The 18,762-nt window shown below is 42.0% G+C and carries 7 protein-coding genes; 4 read left to right on the plus strand and 3 right to left on the minus strand.

Features of this window, described 5'->3' with window-relative positions:
- The first annotated feature begins 252 nt into the window (after positions 1 to 252).
- Positions 253 to 6,159 (plus strand): AAA family ATPase, encoded by a 5,907-nt coding sequence (locus tag CH373_RS05380; RefSeq protein WP_100713073.1) that lies wholly within the window; start codon positions 253 to 255, stop codon positions 6,157 to 6,159.
- 20 nt (positions 6,160 to 6,179) lie between these two features.
- On the plus strand, positions 6,180 to 12,098 hold the full coding sequence (locus CH373_RS05385) for a trifunctional serine/threonine-protein kinase/ATP-binding protein/SpoIIE family protein phosphatase (protein ID WP_100713074.1): 5,919 nt from the start codon (positions 6,180 to 6,182) through the stop codon (positions 12,096 to 12,098).
- A 15-nt stretch (positions 12,099 to 12,113) separates the two neighbouring features.
- Here the strand turns inward: CH373_RS05385 and CH373_RS05390 are convergent, their stop codons facing one another.
- Positions 12,114 to 13,262 (minus strand): helix-turn-helix domain-containing protein, encoded by a 1,149-nt coding sequence (locus CH373_RS05390; RefSeq protein ID WP_100734073.1) that lies wholly within the window; start codon positions 13,260 to 13,262, stop codon positions 12,114 to 12,116.
- A 125-nt stretch (positions 13,263 to 13,387) separates the two neighbouring features.
- Between CH373_RS05390 and CH373_RS05395 the strand changes: the two genes are divergently transcribed.
- Positions 13,388 to 14,344 carry an NAD-dependent epimerase/dehydratase family protein gene (locus tag CH373_RS05395; protein ID WP_100713150.1) on the plus strand — a complete coding sequence of 319 codons (957 nt, stop codon included), beginning with the start codon at positions 13,388 to 13,390 and terminating at the stop codon, positions 14,342 to 14,344.
- 29 nt (positions 14,345 to 14,373) lie between these two features.
- Here CH373_RS05395 and CH373_RS05400 read toward each other — a convergent pair whose 3' ends face one another.
- Positions 14,374 to 15,273: a hypothetical protein gene (locus tag CH373_RS05400; RefSeq protein ID WP_100713075.1), complete on the minus strand. Its 900-nt coding sequence runs from the start codon at positions 15,271 to 15,273 to the stop codon at positions 14,374 to 14,376.
- A complete protein-coding gene (locus CH373_RS05405; RefSeq protein WP_243393270.1) occupies positions 15,263 to 15,619 on the minus strand; it encodes a hypothetical protein in 357 nt (118 codons plus the stop codon). Before CH373_RS05405 ends, CH373_RS05400 begins: the two co-directional genes overlap by 11 nt.
- Before the next feature lie 435 nt (positions 15,620 to 16,054).
- Here CH373_RS05405 and colA point away from each other — a divergent pair, with 435 nt between their 5' ends.
- Complete coding sequence (gene colA / locus CH373_RS05410; RefSeq protein WP_423789760.1) at positions 16,055 to 18,715, plus strand: collagenase ColA; 2,661 nt, start codon at positions 16,055 to 16,057, stop codon at positions 18,713 to 18,715.
- The last annotated feature ends 47 nt before the right edge of the window (positions 18,716 to 18,762 follow it).

The following is an 18,762-nucleotide window of genomic DNA, read 5'->3' on the forward strand; positions in this document are numbered from 1 at the left end:
AGCCGCGTTAGCGGAACGTCGATTGGTCCCTGGTTCGTTTAGAAAGATTTTATTTTGACAAAATGCATTTCGTAACCCTGATCACAAAAATCGATTTTTGTTAAACGATTTAAGTTTAGATAAAATGCAGAAAATATCTTGTGAGATTTGAGAGTTAAGGTAAGCTATTCGACCCGTAAAGCGTCTACTACGTATTGCGATTCGGGTGAATTGCGTTGGACTAGCTTTTCATGGCCAAAAGGTAGGTGTATTGTGCTCTCAGGTTTTAGTCTTAAAGAAAAAATTCAGGAAAATGCTAATACCTTAATCTATCGTGCAAGTAAAGAAGGAGCGAATGAGAATACTTTCATAGTTAAGCTCCTTGTATCTGAATATCCCACAACCAAAGAATTATCCAATTTGCAGCAGGAATTTGATCTAACGAAATCGCTGGATCTTCCGGGAGTAGTGAAGGCACTGGAGCTACTCAGGCATGGAAATGGTTTGGGCTTAGTGCTCGCGGATGTGGGAGGAATTTCCCTCAAAGATGCAATTAAAGACGGGAAGCTTTCTATTCAGAGATTTTTTGAAATTGCTCTCTCTCTTACCGATACACTTAGGCAGATTCACGAGCAAGGAGTAATCCATAAAGATATCAAACCCGGAAATATCATCGTTTCGCAAAGCGGTCAGGTCTTTATTACTGACTTCGGACTCTCTACAAGATTATCCCAGGAAAAAGCGCGTTATGCAGCCACCTCCGTGATGGAAGGCACCCTGTCTTATATCGCGCCAGAACAAACCGGAAGGATGAATCGTTCTATAGATCATCGTTCCGATTTGTATTCTCTGGGAGTAACCTTCTATGAGTTGCTAACCGGTAAACTTCCATTCGAAACCTCAGACGCGATGGAGCTAGTTCACAGCCATATCGCAAAAATCGCTACTTCGCCTCACGATATCGATCCGAATGTTCCGGAACAACTTTCGAAAATTGTAATGAAGCTAATGTCCAAGACTGCGGAGGACAGGTATCAATCCTCGGCTGGGCTTCTATTCGATTTGCAAAGATGCAACAAGGAGTTCAAGGAATTTGGAAAGATTTCTTCCTTTCCTCTAGGAGAAGAGGATCTTTCTGGAAGATTTCAGATTCCGCAAAAGCTCTATGGAAGGGAAACCGAAACGAATACGCTTCTTTCAGCTTTTGAGAGAGTCGGTTTAGGGAATTCAGAACTACTTTTGGTGAGCGGATATTCGGGCGTAGGAAAGTCTTCTCTAGTTCACGAGGTTCACAGGCCGATCACTGAAAAGAAAGGTTTGTTCATCGCAGGGAAATTCGACCAGTTCCAAAGAGATATCCCGTATTATGCGATCCGTCTGGCATTAAAAGACTTCTGCGAGTACTTAGCTACGGAAAGCGAAGAAGTACTAAACGAATGGAAGCAGAAAATTTTAACCGCGATTGAGGGAAATGGACAGGTGCTCGTGGACATCGTTCCGGATTTGGAATTGATTATTGGAAAGCAACCTCCGGTCCCAGAGCTGAGTTCGCAAGAATCTCAGAATCGGTTAAATTCCGTATTTCTTAATTTTATAAGTACCATCGCAAAGCCGGAGCATCCTTTGGTCATGTTCATTGACGACTTACAATGGGCTGATTCGGGATCATTACGTTTAATTAAACTACTTTTGACTGGTGAACTTGTCCGAAACTTTCTTCTAATCGGAGCTTTTAGAGACAATGAAGTGGATGCTGCGCACGCATTCGTTATGACCTTGGACGAAATCCGAAAAGAAGGATGTATAATCAACACGATCAAGTTGGAGCCTTTGGCATCTGAAGATGTAGGGAATTTGATCTCAGATTCCTTGGGAACAACTAAAGCCGCTTCCTACGAGTTGTCTGACTTGGTGTATTCCAAAACAGGCGGTAACGCTTTTTTCGTGAACGAATTCTTCAAGAACTTGTACGAAGAAGGTCTTTTGCATTTTGATTTTCAAGCAAGAAAATGGAAATGGGACATTGGAAAAATCGAGGCGAAAAACGTCACCGGTAACGTAATTGAATTGATGTCCCAGAAAATCGCGAGAATGCCAGAAGATACAAAAGTAATCTTGGAATTCGCGAGTTGTGTCGGGAACAAGTTTTCTTTAAAAATACTTTCTATCATTTTTGAAGATTCAGAGAAAGTAACACTTTCGAAATTATGGAAAGCTGTAGAAGAAGGTCTAATTATTCCTCTGGACCATAACTACAAAATTTTCCAGGGAGAAGATCGGAAGATTGATGCAAAAGTTACGGATGGCAGTGGTGGTAAGTCGCACTTAGAGCAACAACTGCACGATGCTCATTTTCAATTCCTACACGATAGAGTGCAGGAGGCGGCTTACTCTCAGATTGAAGAGAGCCAGAAAAAACAAGTACACTTGAAGATAGGAAGACTATTGTTAGAGAGAACTGATTCAGAGGAACTTCCTGAGCAGATTTTTTCTATCGTCAATCAATTCAACCTAGGAAAGGACCTGATCGAGGAGGCGGAAGAGCAGCTCAAGCTCTGCGAGCTCAATCTTTTTGCCGGACAAAAAGCAAGGCTGTCCAATGCTTATGGCAGCGCGGTGATGTTTCTAGGAAACGGAATCGAATTGCTTCCTATCGAACCCTGGAAACATCACTACAAGCTAGCCTTTTCATTATATTCCGAAAAAGCATCCTGCGAATACAGCGCAGCGATCTTAGACGAATGTGAAAAGGACATCAAAGTGGCTCTCGCGAACGCGGTTGGTCAGGACGACAAGACAAAAGTTTACACTCTATATTTAAGTTTACTCTTTCAATTGAGCAGACACCACGAGGGCATTAAGGTAGGCAGAGAAGCACTAGCTTTCCTGGGACTTAAAGTGCCAAAGAAAGTAAACAAGGGACACGTCACCTGGCAGTACATAAGATTTAAGATCGCATTAGGCAGAAGAAAAGCCGACGACATTCTGGAACTAAAGGAAATTCAAGATAAAAGAATTTTTAATATATGCTCCGTAATATTCGATCTAGTTCCTTCATCGTATCATGCCGAACCCGATTTAATGGGATACGCCAGCTTGATTATGGCGATCTATTGCCTCCGATACGGAAATTCCATTTACGCTCCGTTTGCCTATGCAATGGCAGGAGTGATCATGTCTGGAGTTACCAAGGAGTTGGAGTCCGGTTATAAGTTTATGAAAATGGGCGAGGCCCTCACTCATAAATTCTATGATATCGGTGTGAAGGCTAGAGTCACTTTCTTGATCGCAAATTTCTCGATGCATTGGCAAAGACCTATCCAAGAACACCCTGAGGTTAGGGATACTGCATTTAAGTATTCGATTGAAGCTGGTAATATCAATTGGGCTGACTATTGCTGGAACCATTCTAGGGCGCAAAGTATTTTCTTTAACGAAAACAGCCTGCAAAGAATTCTAGAAGATAACGAAAAAGTTTATAACATTCACCTAAAACACAAGGATAGACAAGTAATTCTAAGTCAATACTTCATTTTGAATTTTATCAATTCAATGATGCTTCGGAAAAACGAGTGCCCGAATGTGTGTAACTATGACGCGGAAGCTTATGCAAAAGAAATTTTGACAGAGCCAAGCGCCACGGTGCGAGTTTACTTTTACTATTTCAATATGGTATCCGAGTTCACGAAGGAGAATTGGAACTCGGCCCTGGGATACGGATGGAAGGGTTTTATTATTCTGCACGAGGTCTTGGGATTTATGGTGGATTTTTTCCATCGTTACTACTACGTGCTCTCTATCCTCGCCGGCGAGTTGTATGGCGACAAAAAACCCGGGCTGAAGCATAGAATGACCTTTGGCATGAATCGCTTCCTGATCAAATACTACTGCAAAAAGAATCCCGCGAACTACCTGTCTCATAATCTTTTGATCAGCGCGCTCGAAGCTCAGAGAAATAGCAAACCGGAAGCGGCTTTGAAGTTCTTTGAATCTGCCATCGAAAAAGCTCACGATTCGGGATTTATATTAAACGAAGCACTCGCAAACGAGTTTGCTGCGAAATTTTACATAGCAGAAGGAAGTGATAGAGGTGCTTCGGCGTACATGACAGAAGCACATTATCTGTACGCAAAATGGGGTCACGCCCAGAAGGTTCTGCAGCTGGAGGAGAAATACGGAGAATACATTCGAAGAGGATCTCCTTCGGTCACGCAGTCAATCAGCGAATCGATCGTAGGACAAATGACCACTACAGTGGCCACTTCTACCGGAGGTGGAGTCAGCGGCACTCTTGATTTGTCCACGGTTCTAAAGGCTTCTCAGGCGATTTCGGGAGAAATTCGCTTGGATAAACTTCTTTCGGAATTGCTTTATAATCTGATAGAAAACACGGGCGCAGAAAGGGGTTTACTAGTATTAGAGAAAAATAATGAACTAGTTATCGAGGCTGAGGGAGATACCGAAGGAAACCTTTCGGTCCTGAAGTCAGAGAAAGTGCAGGGAAGCAAAAAGGTACCGCACGCAATTATGAATTACGTAATGAGAAGCAAACAGCCGCTAGTCTTGGGCCGTGCAACTCAAGACGGACAGTTCCAAAAAGATCCTTACGTAGTCGAAGAAAAGCCACAATCGATTATATGTTCTCCGATCATACACCAAGGCAGATTGACCGGGCTTGTTTATTTGGAAAATCGTTTGGCCGCTGATGCATTCACTCCTGAAAGACTGCAGATGGTAAAAGTACTCTCAGCACAGGCAGCTATTTCTCTGGAAAATTCCACTTTGTATGAAAATCTCGAAGGAAAAGTAAAAGAGAGAACTGCGGAACTTTCTGTAGCTTTGAGCAAAGTGCAAGAACTAAAGTTGCAACAGGATGCAGATTATTTCTTAACTTCTTTGCTATTGGAACCTTTGGGTGTCGATAAGACCGATAGTGAAAATGTGAATATAGAATTCTTTATGCGCCAAAAGAAACATTTCACTTACAAAAATTCCGAACATACGATCGGAGGAGATATTTGCGGCGCGAACAATATTACATTAAAAGGCAAAAAATACACTGTATTTATGAATGCAGACGCGATGGGTAAATCGATCCAGGGTGCCGCTGGAGCATTGATCACCGGTTCAGTTTTCGAATCCATTATACAAAGGACTATACTTTCCGACTATTGGCAAGGTTTCGCCCCAGAGATTTGGATTAGAAACAGCTTTATAGAACTCCAAAAAGTATTCGAAAACCTTGATGGAGCTATGTTGATTTCCATTTTAATCGGGATCATAGACGAAGCCTCAGGGACAATGTACACAATAAACTCGGACTATCCACCTCCGATTTTGTATCGGAAGGGAAAAGCCGCTTATCTTCCGCCTTCTCATCGCTTCTTGAAGTTGGGCGTAAGTCCGTCATTGTTTGCGAGAAGTGGGAACAGAGGTGGGGACCATTATCATTACCTCTCTATAGATGTACATCCGTTGTTAGACGGTGATATTTTGATCACCGGATCCGACGGAAAAGATGATATCAACACTGGAATCGATGAAGATGGTATGCCTATTAAAGTTCAGGATGAGGAATTTATTCTGACTCTAATAGAAAAATCGGATGGCAATTTGGAGAAATTATACGAGTTGGTCAGGGGGGCCGGCGAGATCACCGACGACTTATCCTTAATGAAATTGGAATATAGCAGAAGCGCTGCCAAAAAGGTTCTGCAAACACCTGAGATTAAGGTCGATCTGGAGAATTTCCAAAGAATGAAAAAGCAAGGCAATTTAATCGGAGCCATTTCCGAACTGAAGAATGCCTACAAACACGGATACGAAGACGCCTACGTTTTTAGGACGCTCGCTAGACTTTTCTATCAGGAAAAGGATTACAAAGCAGCCGCTCATTATGCGAGTAAATATTTTGATAATGATCCGGCCGACAATAGCAATATGTTCTTGCTTTCCCTCGCCTGTTTCAGGAACGGAAATTTAGATAGAGCAAGATCTATATCCGAATGTCTTATTTTAAGAAAATCGGATGATGTTGAGTACTTGTCGCATTATGCGGAAGTATTGCTCGCCTTGGGAAATATGCAATACGAGCAATTTTTACATAGAGCGGAGCAATTAGATTCTAATGCCCCTACGGTTCAGAGGATTAAGAAAAAGTTAATGAAAATAGCCTCCTAATTGGTAAGGAAAACATACTGGTGCTAACAGGGTTTCATCTTCAAGAAAAACTATTCGAGAACTCTGAAACGTTAGTTTACAGAGCCAAAAGAGGCGACGAAGGCAAGGACAGTATAATCGTAAAGCTCCTGATCGCCGAATATCCTTCTACAAAAGAACTTTCCCGAATCAAACATGAATACGAAATAACAAAAAGTTTGGATCTTCCCGGAGTAGTCCGGGCTCTAGACTTGCTTCGGCATAATAACGGATTTGGGCTAATCCTGGAAGACGTTGGGGGTACTTCACTCAACCAGCTACTCAAAAAAGGGAAATTAAACACAGAGCAATTTTTGGATATCGCGATCTCGATCGCAGAAACCTTAGGAAAGATTCATGAGAAAGGCGTAATACATAAAGATATAAAGCCTTCGAACCTTTTAGTAAGCAGCGACGGAAATGCTTACATAACTGATTTCGGATTGTCCACAAGATTAAGCCAGGAAAAAGCAAGATACTCTAGCGCTTCCGTCATGGAAGGTACCTTGGCCTACATTGCTCCGGAGCAGACCGGAAGGATGAATCGATCTATCGATCATAGATCCGACTTATATTCGTTAGGTATTACCTACTATGAAATGTTGATCGGAAAGGTTCCTTTTTTGAGCACCGATCCAATGGAATTGGTGCATAGTCATATCGCTAAAGTTCCGCTACCTCCACACGAGGTCGATCCTGGAATTCCGAAAAAGATTTCGGAAATTGTAATGAAGTTACTATCAAAAACTGCTGAGGATCGCTATCAATCTTCCTACGGCCTAGTATCTGACTTAAAAAAGTGCCTGCACGATTGGAAGAAAGGACGGACAATTTCTGACTTTCGGTTAGGCGAGGAAGATCTTTCGGGTAGGTTTCAAATTCCTCAGAAATTGTACGGAAGGGAAACGGAAAGAGCTGCTCTGCTTTCAGCTTTCGATCGAGTGAGTCATGGTGCGACGGAGTTGCTTTTGGTAAGCGGATATTCCGGAGTCGGCAAATCCTCTCTTGTTCATGAAGTATATAAACCGATCACCGAAAAGAAAGGTCTGTTTATCTCAGGAAAGTTCGATCAGTATCAAAGGGACATACCTTATTATGCGATTCGCCTAGCCTTACGAGAGTTATGCGAATATCTAGTGACCGAGGAAGAAGAAGCTTTAGGTGACTGGAGAGCAAAAATTTTGAATGCTATGCAGAATGACGGCCAGGTCGTCATCGATATCGTCCCCGATTTGGAAGTTATTATAGGTAAACAACCTCCAGTTCCTCAGTTGGGCGCGCAAGAAACTCAGAATCGATTGAATAACGTTTTTCAGAGATTCTTGGGTGCGATATCTCAACCGGAACATCCTTTGGTCCTATTTATTGACGATTTGCAGTGGGCAGACTCAGGTTCATTAAGTTTAATTAAACTACTGCTTACCGGAAGAGGGGTCTGGAATTTTCTGCTGATCGGTGCATACAGGGATAACGAAGTAGATTCGCATCATCCTTTGGTCGGCATATTGGAAGAGACCAAAGTCTCAGGATGTCCTATGCAATCGATCAAATTAGGCACCTTGGCTCCCGAGGATGTCACATTGTTAGTTTCTGAATCGCTAGGTTGTAGTGTACAGGAGGCAGCGCCTCTTTCTCAGCTGGTTCACACGAAAACTGGCGGAAATGCATTTTTTGTAAACGAGTTCCTGCGAAACTTGTACGACGAAAAACTTGTGCAGTTTGATCACTCTGCAAGGAGCTGGTCCTGGAACGTGCAAAGCATCGAGGCGAAGAATGTAACAGGTAACGTCGTTGAACTCATGGCCCAAAAAATCGGGAGAATGCCCGAAAACACTCAGACAGTTCTGGAGATGGCAAGTTGCGTAGGAGCTCAATTTTCCTTAAAAGTACTTTCGATTATTTTCGAGAAAAAAGAGCAGGATACTTTGGCAGTCTTATGGAAAGCGATCGAGGAGGGTCTGATCATTCCATTAGATAATCATTATAAAATGTACCAAGTTTCCAGCAGAGGATTGGAGGAAACTACTGAGGAAGGAGAAATCGTAGAAAGAGCGGATGTTCACTTAGAGCACTTAATTCACGATGCGCATTTCCGGTTTTTGCACGATAGGGTTCAGGAAGCTTCCTATGCTCAGATTAAAGAGGATCGGAAAAAAATAGTTCATTTAACGATTGGAAGACTTTTATTGGAAAGAACGGAAGAAGCAGAACTTCCGGAAATTGTCTTTGCAATCGTGAATCAGTTTAACTTGGGTAGTGATCTGATTACTGAAAAGGAAGAGAGACTAAAAGTTGCCGGATTAAATCTATTCGCCGGAAGAAAAGCTAAGTTCTCCATAGCATACAATAGTGCGATTACATTTTTGACTAAAGGAATCGAGTATCTTCCAGAGGGCCATTGGCGGGAAAATTTTAATCTCTCCTTTGACTTATACTTTGACCGAGCTTTTTGCGAGTACAGCGCCGCGCAATTGGACGAATGTGAACAGGACGTTTTGCTATTACTAAAAAATACCCCGAGTACGGATGATAAGGTTAAGATTTATCAAATTTATTTAAATGTACTCTATTCTCAAAATAGGCACAGAGACGGGATACAGGCGGGTAGGGATATCCTTAAACTTTTGGGCGTGCGTATTCCGAAGAATGTGCAAAAGGTGCACATTGCGCTTAGATACATTAAATTCAGAATGATACTGGGATTGAGAAAAGCGGATGATATATTAGATTTAAAGAAAGTAACGGATAAAAGAGTTTATAATATTTGCTGTATCATATTCGATCTAGTTCCATCTGCTTACCAAACTGAACCGGACTTGATGGGCTATATAAGCGTAGTAATGGCTACTTATTGCCTTCAGAACGGAAATTCTATTTATGCTCCTTTCGCTTATTCGGTGGTAGGGGTAGTAATGGCCGGTGTTACAAAAGAGTTAGAGACGAGCTACGCTTTTTTGCGAATGGCGGAAAAGCTAAACGAAAAGTATTACGATTTAACGGTAAAGGCTAGGGTCCATTTTATTATGGGGAACTTTTCTTTGCACTGGATTCGTCCAATTGCTGAGTACAGGTCCCAGGTAGAATTGGCACTTCAATGTGCGCTCGAAGCGGGAACAATCAATTGGGCGGATTATGCTTTAACCTTTTGTCGGGCGCAAAGTATATTTTTTACGGACAATTCCCTCAGTAAAATATTAGAAGAGAACACGAAGTATTATCACCTTTTTAGAAAGCATAAGGACAGAGAAGTAATTCTCAATCAATATTCCATTCTAAGATATATCAGTTTTTTAATGGGGAAAGAACTGGATGTTCCACTGGATTATCCGTTTAGTGAGGAAGGGTATGAAAAAGAAATGCATACCCATGGAAACTACACCATTCGAGGATATTTTTATTTTTTTAGAATGGTGAATGATTTCGACCACGAGAGATGGGAACAGGCCCTCGAAAACGGATGGGGTGGATTTAAGATAGTTATAGAAGTTCTCGGAAATATGCTGGATTTCACATTACGTTATTATTATGTATTGTCCTATCTTTCATACCGCATCGCAAAAGGGAAATATCCTGGACTGAAATACAGAATCGCTTTCAAAATCAATCGGTTTCTGCTTTCCTACTATAGTAGAAAAAATCCTGCGAATTTTCTCTGTCACAATTTGCTGATCAGTGCGCTCCAAGCTCAGATTGCGAACAACGTAAGCAAGGCTGTCCAGTGCTTCGAAAAGGCGATTAAAGAGTCTCAAAAAGCCGGATTTCTAGTAAACGAAGCACTCGCCAATGAATTAGCTGCAAAGTTTTATATTCTCGGCGGAAGCGCCAAGGCCGCTAGCGGCTACATGACCGAAGCTCATTATTTGTACAGCAACTGGGGAGCTTTCGACAAAATAAGATACATAGAGGAAAAGTACGGCGCTTACTTAAAAAGGACCGGTCCCTCCGCCCAATCTCCAGTTAGTGCAAAATCGACAGGCGAATCAATTTCCGTGTCATCATATACAACGTCCAGTGTAAGCGCTTCTTTAGATTTGGGGACTGTTTTGAAAGCTTCGCAGGCGATTTCGAGCGAGATTCGATTGGATAAACTGTTATCGGAACTTCTGCAGAATCTGATAGAAAATACCGGAGCAGAAAAAGGTCTTTTGATACTGGATAGAAATCATTCCTGGTTGATTGAAGCCGAAGGAGATGCTAAAGGCCAGATGAGCGTTCTGAATTCAGAACCAGTCAAAGGAAGTGCAAAAGTACCTCATAATATTATAAACTACGTGATACATAGCAGAACTCCTTTGATAGTCAGCAACGTAGCACAGGAGCTTCAATTTCAAAACGATCCCTATATTAAAAGCGTTCGACCTAGATCGATTATCTGTGCGCCGATTATTCACCAAGGTAAACTGACCGGACTGGTTTACCTTGAGAACCGTCTAGTGACCGATGTGTTCACAGCGGAAAGATTGCAGATGGTGAACGTAATCTCTGCCCAGGCGGCAATTTCTCTAGAGAATTCGACACTTTATGAAAACTTGGAAGGAAAAGTAAAAGAACGCACCGAGGAGCTTTCCGTAGCGTTGGATAAAGTGCACCAGATGAAGCAGCAACAAGATGCAGATTATTTTCTAACTTCCTTATTGCTGCATCCTTTAGGTCAGGACAAAACCACGAGCAATACAGTTCATATTAACTTTCTATTGAAACAAAAGAAGCAATTCACCTTTAAGCAAGAGGAGCATACAATTGGGGGCGATATTTGCAGTGCTAACAATATAGTTCTAAAAGGGCGAAAATATACAGTCTTCATGAACGCGGACGCTATGGGAAAATCGATCCAAGGTGCCGCCGGCGCATTGATTACGGGGTCAGTATTCGAATCTATCGTCCAGAGGACTAAATTATCCGACTATTGGCAAAAGTTTCAGCCTGAACTATGGGTGAGAAACTGCTTTATAGAGCTGCAAAAAGTATTCGAAAATCTTGATGGAGCTATGCTGATCTCCATTCTGATCGGAATCGTAGATGACGAAACCGGAGCAATGTATTCGATAAATTCAGATTATCCTTCTCCAATCCTATTGAGAGATGGAAAAGCTCAGTATTTGTATCCCTCTCACACTTTCTTAAAATTGGGAGTAGATCCTGGTCTCTATTCTCACACAAATGGAGGAGGTTCTGCGAGTTATCATTATCTTTCCGTTGATGTTTTCCAATTGGAGAACGGAGATGTTTTAGTAACTGGGTCAGACGGAAAGGATGACTTGTATTATGGATTGGACGAACAGGGTGCTCCAATCAAAAAACAAAACGAAACTATGATCTTGTCTTTGGTAGAAGAAACGGAAGGCGATCTTGATAAAATGTATGAACGAATTCGGAAGGAAGCGGATTTAATCGATGACCTTTCCATGATGAGACTATCTTTTGATAAACGGATAGGTAAAAAGAAAGTGCTTTCGGAAGATATTCGAAAACATTTGCAGGAGTATAAGAAGAACATAATTGCATTGAATTATGTGGAATCTGCAAATAGTTTAAAGAAAGCTTATAAACTAGGATATAAAGATCCGATCGTGCTGAAGTCTCTGGCAAAACTGAACTACTTGCAGAAAAAGTATCGAATCGCTTCGGTCTATGCAGAAAGATACTACAGGCATAAGCCGATCGATAATCATAACCTTTACCTTCTTTCTTTAGCGTACCAGCGATTGGGAAAAATCAAGGAATCTAGACAAATCGCAGAGTGCCTCGTTTTGAGAAAAGCATCCAATGCCACATATCTCTCGCACTACGCAGATGTATTGCTGACTTCAGGAAATTCACAATTCAAGCACTTCATTTCAAGAGCAAATGAGGTGAACCCGAATTCTCGGAATGTTCAAAGAGTTTTGAAGCGGATCAGCCAATCCGTATCTAATAATTGATTTCCTTTTGCGGAATTACTTCTTAAGGTGTTTCGCCTGGAATTCGACCGGTGACATTCTTGTACTAGACTTGAAAACAGAATTGAATGTGCTCTTTGAGTTGAAACCAACGGAAAGAGCGATAGAAAGAATCGGTCGATCTTTTTCTCTCAACAGTAATTCACAGGCTTCTTGCACACGGTAGTAATTTACGAACTGATTGAAATTTTTCTTAAATTCCGAATTGATATATTCAGAAAGTTGCTCGGGAGAAATTTTGAATCCTTTTTGTGTGATCTCGTTAGCCAACATAGAAAGTGTCAAATCTTCTACCCTATAACTCCGATCCGCTTCCATGCATTGGTTGAGTTTAAGAATTAGAATTTCCTTATTTACTCCCTTCAGCCTCGTATTCGATAGCTTTTCTCCTCTTTCGTTCAAATCGAAAAAAGGAGGTAACCACTGAGAAGCAAAATATAATCCGCAAACCGCCAAAGTTACGAATAATGCACCGATTGCATGAGTTGTACTTTTTAAATTTCCTTCCCATTGAGCCCAGGCGCTTATGAAAGCAGCAAGTGCTCCTAAAATGCTGAGCGAACGAATTCCAAAAAGTTTTTTGGAAGAAATCAAATTTGGTTCTTTGAGCTGAAAGGATTTCCAGAAAATCAGAAGTGCCGCGATTACCGAAAAAATTCTAGGTCCATAAGAGATGAATGCCAGGAACCGATTCGATTCTTTGAATTTTCGAGCGTCGGACCAAGTTCCCAGTGCAACGGACTGCCAATCATCTGAATTTCCAAAAAGAAACAAGGCGCCAAATTCCAAAATTGCGACCAGGCAAAAGCACCAAATAGATCCTTTTAGAAAAAAACTTCCTTCAAAATCCTTATCGATCAGTCGGAGGCCGTACGCGTAAAAAAGAAAAACGAAGGAATAGGAAGCAGGCAAATGCAAAATAGATACGATGGAAAGTACCAGCGGAGGTGAGTCTAGCAAGCTAAGTGCAGTTTGTCCTTGCCAAATGCCTAGAGTGAAAAGCATTCCGATCAATACCCATTGGGAATTCGTTTTGTTTGATTTGAATAGTTGCCCGGTTCCAAGCAAGATCGCTAACAAAGAACCAAATAAAACTGCAAAACCCAAACCGTGGTCCATGTTTTCCTTTTTCGGATCGTAAATCATTGGATCAACGAAAATTCGTTTCTAAAATCTGTCGGCGCGAGGTCCGAAATCCTGATTTTGGACGACGCGGAGAATAGTTCCTCGTATAATTCGGTTTGCAATCTGCTCAATCAAAGAGAGGAAAAATGAATCTATTTATCACAGGAGCTTCCGGATTTGTTGGAGGCGACATCGCAAGAGAGTTAAAGAAAAAACACAAGGTGCGCGCGATGTCAAGGTCGGAAAAGAGCGACCAATTATTAAGAGAAATGGGCGTGGAACCGATTCGGTCGCAGTTAGGTTCCGTAAAGAAATCCGATTTAGTAGGGATCGATGCGATCATTCATTGTGCTGCATTTGTAGGACCCTGGGGAACTAAAAAAGAGTTCTGGGAGGGGAATGTAGACGGTACCGACCAGATTCTGAAAGTCGCAAAAGAGGCAGGAGTGAAAAGATTCATACACATGAGCACAGAAGCTTGCATCTTTTCGGGACAAGAATTAAAGAATGTTGATGAAGGATATCCTTATCCAAAATCTTCTCCGTTTTTGTACAGCCAAACGAAGGCAGAAGCGGAAAAGAAAGTGATCGCTGCAAATTCTCCTGGATTTGAAACAATCGTTCTTAGGCCGAGGTTGGTTTGGGGAAAGGGAGATACTTCCGTTCTGCCGGTTCTAAAAAGCATGGTCCAAGAAGGAAGATTTATGTGGATCAATGGCGGACGACCAAAGACTTCCACGACGAATATAGCGAATCTTACTCACGCCACCGAGCTTGCATTAACAAAAGGAACTCCGGGACAAGTCTACTTTGTTACCGATGACCAAACTAGCACATTCAAAGAATTCATCACAGCGATGTTAGAAACCCAAAAAATGAACGCAGGAGAAAAATCAATCCCTGGCTTTATCGCTAGAGCTTCGGCTTGGCTGATCGAAGGAATCTGGAGATTATTCGGAATTCGCAAAGAGCCCCCTGTACTGAGGTTTGCCGCCTCTATCATGTCACGCGAATGTACGATCAATATAGAGAAGGCCAAACGTGAGTTAGGTTATTCTCCAGTGATCAGTGTGCAGGACGGCTTATCTGCTATGAGGATCTAATCTTTCGATTCTCTGAAAGTGTCTAAAGATTACTTACTTCTTAACTTATCCAAAAGTATCTGGATATGCTGAGGATCCTTGATCTTAAAGATGGAATCAATATAGCGATTGGCTGCTTCGTTGGTTAGCTTCTGCGTGGTCACTAATTTGAGCATGGCAGCGCTCGCTGCCTTTGACTTTCGAAGCTCGAAAGCGTAAGTTAACGTATAGTCCAAATCTCTGTTGCGGTTTAAATAGGAAATTAAAAAGTCCTCATTCTTTTGGAACCGCTGCTCTGAGTTGGAAAGAAGCTGAAATGAAGCCTGACGAAGTCTATAGTCCTCTATAAATAGATCAAAAATTTTCCGTACAGTTTCGTTGTCCTGGTCGCTCGCTTTGTACTGCAGCCAGCGATGGATTTCGTTGGCGTTTTTCTGAGAGATGACTAATTCTATATCGATATTGTCTGGAATTACAGGGATCTCTTTTGAAACGCTGCGACTTTGATCCGGATTTCCGTTTACATCGAACATGCTTCTGAACAACCAATCTCCCGTAAAAAAGAAAGGAGTTAGAATAATCGTAAAGGGCATGAATGCCATTCTGGTAACATAACCGGTTTCTGGACTCGGTGTCCAAAGAGCATCCACCGTATCTCTTGCTGCGTTTGGAATTCGTATCGCCGGATGTATGATAATCATATCAATCAAACCTGCCAAAATTCCTACGGTGATATAAAAAGGAGAAGCTGCAATTTTTGAAAGAGTCTCTTCCGGAATCAGATTCTCTTCTACCTTCACTAAAAGAGGTGTATTGTTGCGATTGAAGACAGCGCAATTTGAAACTAGTAAGAGGACCAAACAGAAAAGTAAGCTCTTACGAACAAACAGTCTGTGAGTAGCGCAAAAATAAGGGCGCATCTTTTGCCTGTATTTTTTGTCAAAAATCAAAGCCGCTCCGACCTAACCAGTCCACGAGAAAAAAAATCGGAGTCGCTACCAGTTTCGGAATCAGTAAGAAAGCCTGTTGAACAATTCCTCCACTGGGATCTTTCCAGAGGATCACGTAGGTATCGTCCGCAGCCTCCGGTAATTCTGAAATCGGGTGAAGGATAAAAACATCCAGAAGAATGGATACCAAACCAATCGGAATGACGATAGGAGCTAACGCGATCTTTGCCCCAGTGCTTTCTGGTTGGATCTTCGTATCTAGGTACGTCGTTAAAATACGGTTTCTTTTCTCGAAAACGGCGCACTGCATACTTGCCAATGAGATTAGAATTAGAACAAGAAGCATCCCCGAGGTCTTCATTTTGGATGGGGGCAATCGTAAGAGCGCTCCACATTACTGTCTATCGAAATTCGCGGGCAAAAAATTGCACCGAGAGCCTTTCTTTTGAAGGTAGAGCAGTCGGACCGAATCGCCGTGATAGATAGTTCGGATTAGAAGGGCGTTGGATTTTGTTCGCGCCGAATCTATCTTGAACTTATAATTGGAAAATATTCGCCTTACGACAAATAGGTGTTAGATTATTTCAGAGAGAATGAGTGCCATCTTGTCTCTCTGAAAAAATATCCGGTCCTAAATTTAGCTTTTTATTATAGAAAGTTAAGAGCTTCGAATGATTTTGAGGCAAAGATTTTTTTCTGATGCTTCAGGAGTAAGTTTCTTGTATAAGTCAGAAAGTGATTTATGTAAGTAAGTTTCAGCGAATTTGAAGAGGAGCGATCGATCATGAAGAATCATATAGATAGAATGGTCCTAATTTTTTCCGTCTTTCTCATTTTTTTCCTTGGTTGCAGCAGAGAAGACGATCGTTTGCAGAAAAATCGAAGTTGGTGGGAGACTGTATTCGGTACAACGAATGAGTATAGGGTGAAATCAGTCACGAGAAGCGCAGCTTCTTTTCACGAGCCTATCGGATTTAGAAAAGCGGGAGCTGAAATCGAAAATCATCTCGACTTTGATGGAAAATTCAGCGTGAAGAAAAGAATTATCGTCCCTTCCGTGCAATTCTTTGGTTCGATCTCCAAGCAGAGCATGAATTCCGCAAGGATTGCCGAATGCACCGGAAGCTACGTTTCAAATTTGCAGCCGGGGGAGTTCGTTACTTTTTTGCAAACTCATGATTTAGATTGCTTAGACGAATTTCTCTGGGATTATAATCAGGATTCGAACGCAATCTATTCCCAAGCAAACATGATCGCAGTAATCAATCGATTCTCTTCGATTGCTCCTCTTTACAACGGTACAAACGATTTAAGTTTTTTGCAACTATTCAGAATCTTTTGGGCCGGCTTTTATTTAAAAGCCTATTATACTTCCCTTCCATTCGATGAAGATCAAATCTCGCAAGCTTTGATTTCACCGATGCAAACTTTTGCAGGCACTTCGAATTTTCTAGACGCTGGCGATATCTCCGGCGAAATTTTGAATTCCTTTTTTATCACAGCGAATAACGCTAAAATCGGAGGGCCGGCTTATTCCAGTATCCTTTCTTTCCTCGAAATTACTTTGAATCATCCAGAGAGAGTAACGAATAGCTACTGGCAGAGCAACGCTTTGAGTGCAATATTCAATTTGATCAGTCGGCAAACTCATCCTAGTTTTCCTTCCTTTCGCGCAGCAATAGATGCATCATTAATTGATAAACTAAGGAGAATGGCTCTAATTACGAATTTCCTGACCGATTCAGAGGTCTGGATTCTGAATAATGCGATCTTTGATCTGACCATGATCGACTATTATCTTTCTACTTGGCGGCCTGCAGTCGCTTCCGCTTTGACTGAGGTTCTGGTTGCTTATCCTTACTTATCTGAGCCTTACCTTTGGGCAGTCAAGGGAGTGACTCAAAGATCGGATTGTGCGCAGTTGGAGATTGGAGAGATTTGCTTAAGCGTCACAAAAAATGCAGTTCGGGCCAAAGCCTTCACGAATCATTATTCTTTCGACGACGGTACTCAGGTAGTTCATACTCCTTTGACGCTTCCGGACATCCAGCCTTTGTATCACGCACTCAAGCAGGTCGAATCGCAGTTCTTTCGTTTGGTGGGAGTTCATGCTCCTATCCCATCTGATCCTACGGATTCGATTGCAATGTACGTATACGGCACCTTGAAAGATTATCAAGTCTATCATCCTTTCTTGTTCAATCTTCCTACGAATAACGGAGGAATTTACATAGAACAGGACAAGGCTTTTTACACATACCAGCGGACACCTTCTGAAAGTATTTACACTTTGGAAGAATTGCTGCGTCATGAATACGTACATTATCTAGTGGGAAGATTTCTGGTCCAAGGGATGTGGTCCGAGGACCCGATCTATACGGATCAAAGAATGACTTGGTTCGACGAAGGAATTGCCGAATTCTTAGCAGGCGGGACTACGAAAGAAATCATTCCGCGTAAAGTTTTGGTTTCTCAGATCGAAACGGATGAATCCGATAGGATGGACGTTTCCGAAATCGTGAGGGCTCGCTACGGAGATTTTAAGTTTTATCGATATTCTGGAAATTTCTTTCATTACCTATTTACGTATAGAAAGGATACTCTCAGGAATTTTTTGATTGCATTACGTGATCATAATATTCCCGCTTTTGATTCCCTGGTCGCTCAAATATCGGGAGATGCATCTCTCAATGCATCCTATCAGTCGTATCTGGATTCTCTTGTCTCAAGAGTTGACAGTCTGACGGATCCTCTGACTCTTGCTCCAGACCTAACAAACCTATCAACAAATGACACGGCTAGTATCGAGTCTGCATTTCGCTCTAAGCCCGAAGCCGGAACGGCAAAATGCACTATTTCTGCTTTCGGAATCAACGGGCGATTTTCTTGTAGAGGAACTACTACGGGAACACTTCGTTCGAGTAGTGATTGGGTTGCAGGTTGGACTGAGTTAAATTCAAGATTGAACCAGATCATTTCTTCTCTCCAAAGCGAAGGAATCAATAATTTCGCGAGCATGAATTGCAGGCTGGGAGAAATTCGAATGTATAAATACTCAGACCAATTCTATCCTAGCGCACTGTATTCTTGTGAAGGACCGATCCCATCTCGAGACCCGATCTCCTATTCACATCCGGAGCAGGAGCAAGCTGATTTTAAGGATACAAGGCAAGGTTTTGGCTCGACCTGTTCTTTGATTTCTGCTCCGAATGTAAGCGTACAATGCAACACTTGGATCTCCACGATTCTGTTTCCGAATACTACAACCTACGAAGAAATGTACCCGTATTTGAACGGTGAATTTGTAGATTTGAAATCGGAAGTCTTTACAATGAGGCCTCCTTTTTATAAACGAATCACTTGCGATCTGCATTCGATCCAAACAGTGATAATGCCGAACGGGGAGAAATATTTGGTCGGAAATTCGACTTGCAATCTCTGAGATACAGTTACAGGGATTCGATCGAATTCCTGGGTTAGGCGGCGTGG

The sequence above is a fragment of the Leptospira perolatii genome, assembly GCF_002811875.1.
GTDB lineage: Bacteria > Spirochaetota > Leptospiria > Leptospirales > Leptospiraceae > Leptospira_B > Leptospira_B perolatii.

What these genes read in the sequence shown, in the direction of transcription:
- CH373_RS05390 (WP_100734073.1), bottom strand. Translation starts at nt 13,262, where the DNA reads ATGATTTACGATCCGAAAAAGGAAAACATGGACCACGGTTTGGGTTTT.
- CH373_RS05395 (WP_100713150.1), top strand. Translation starts at nt 13,388, where the DNA reads ATGAATCTATTTATCACAGGAGCTTCCGGATTTGTTGGAGGCGACATC.
- CH373_RS05405 (WP_243393270.1), bottom strand. Translation starts at nt 15,619, where the DNA reads ATGCTTCTTGTTCTAATTCTAATCTCATTGGCAAGTATGCAGTGCGCC.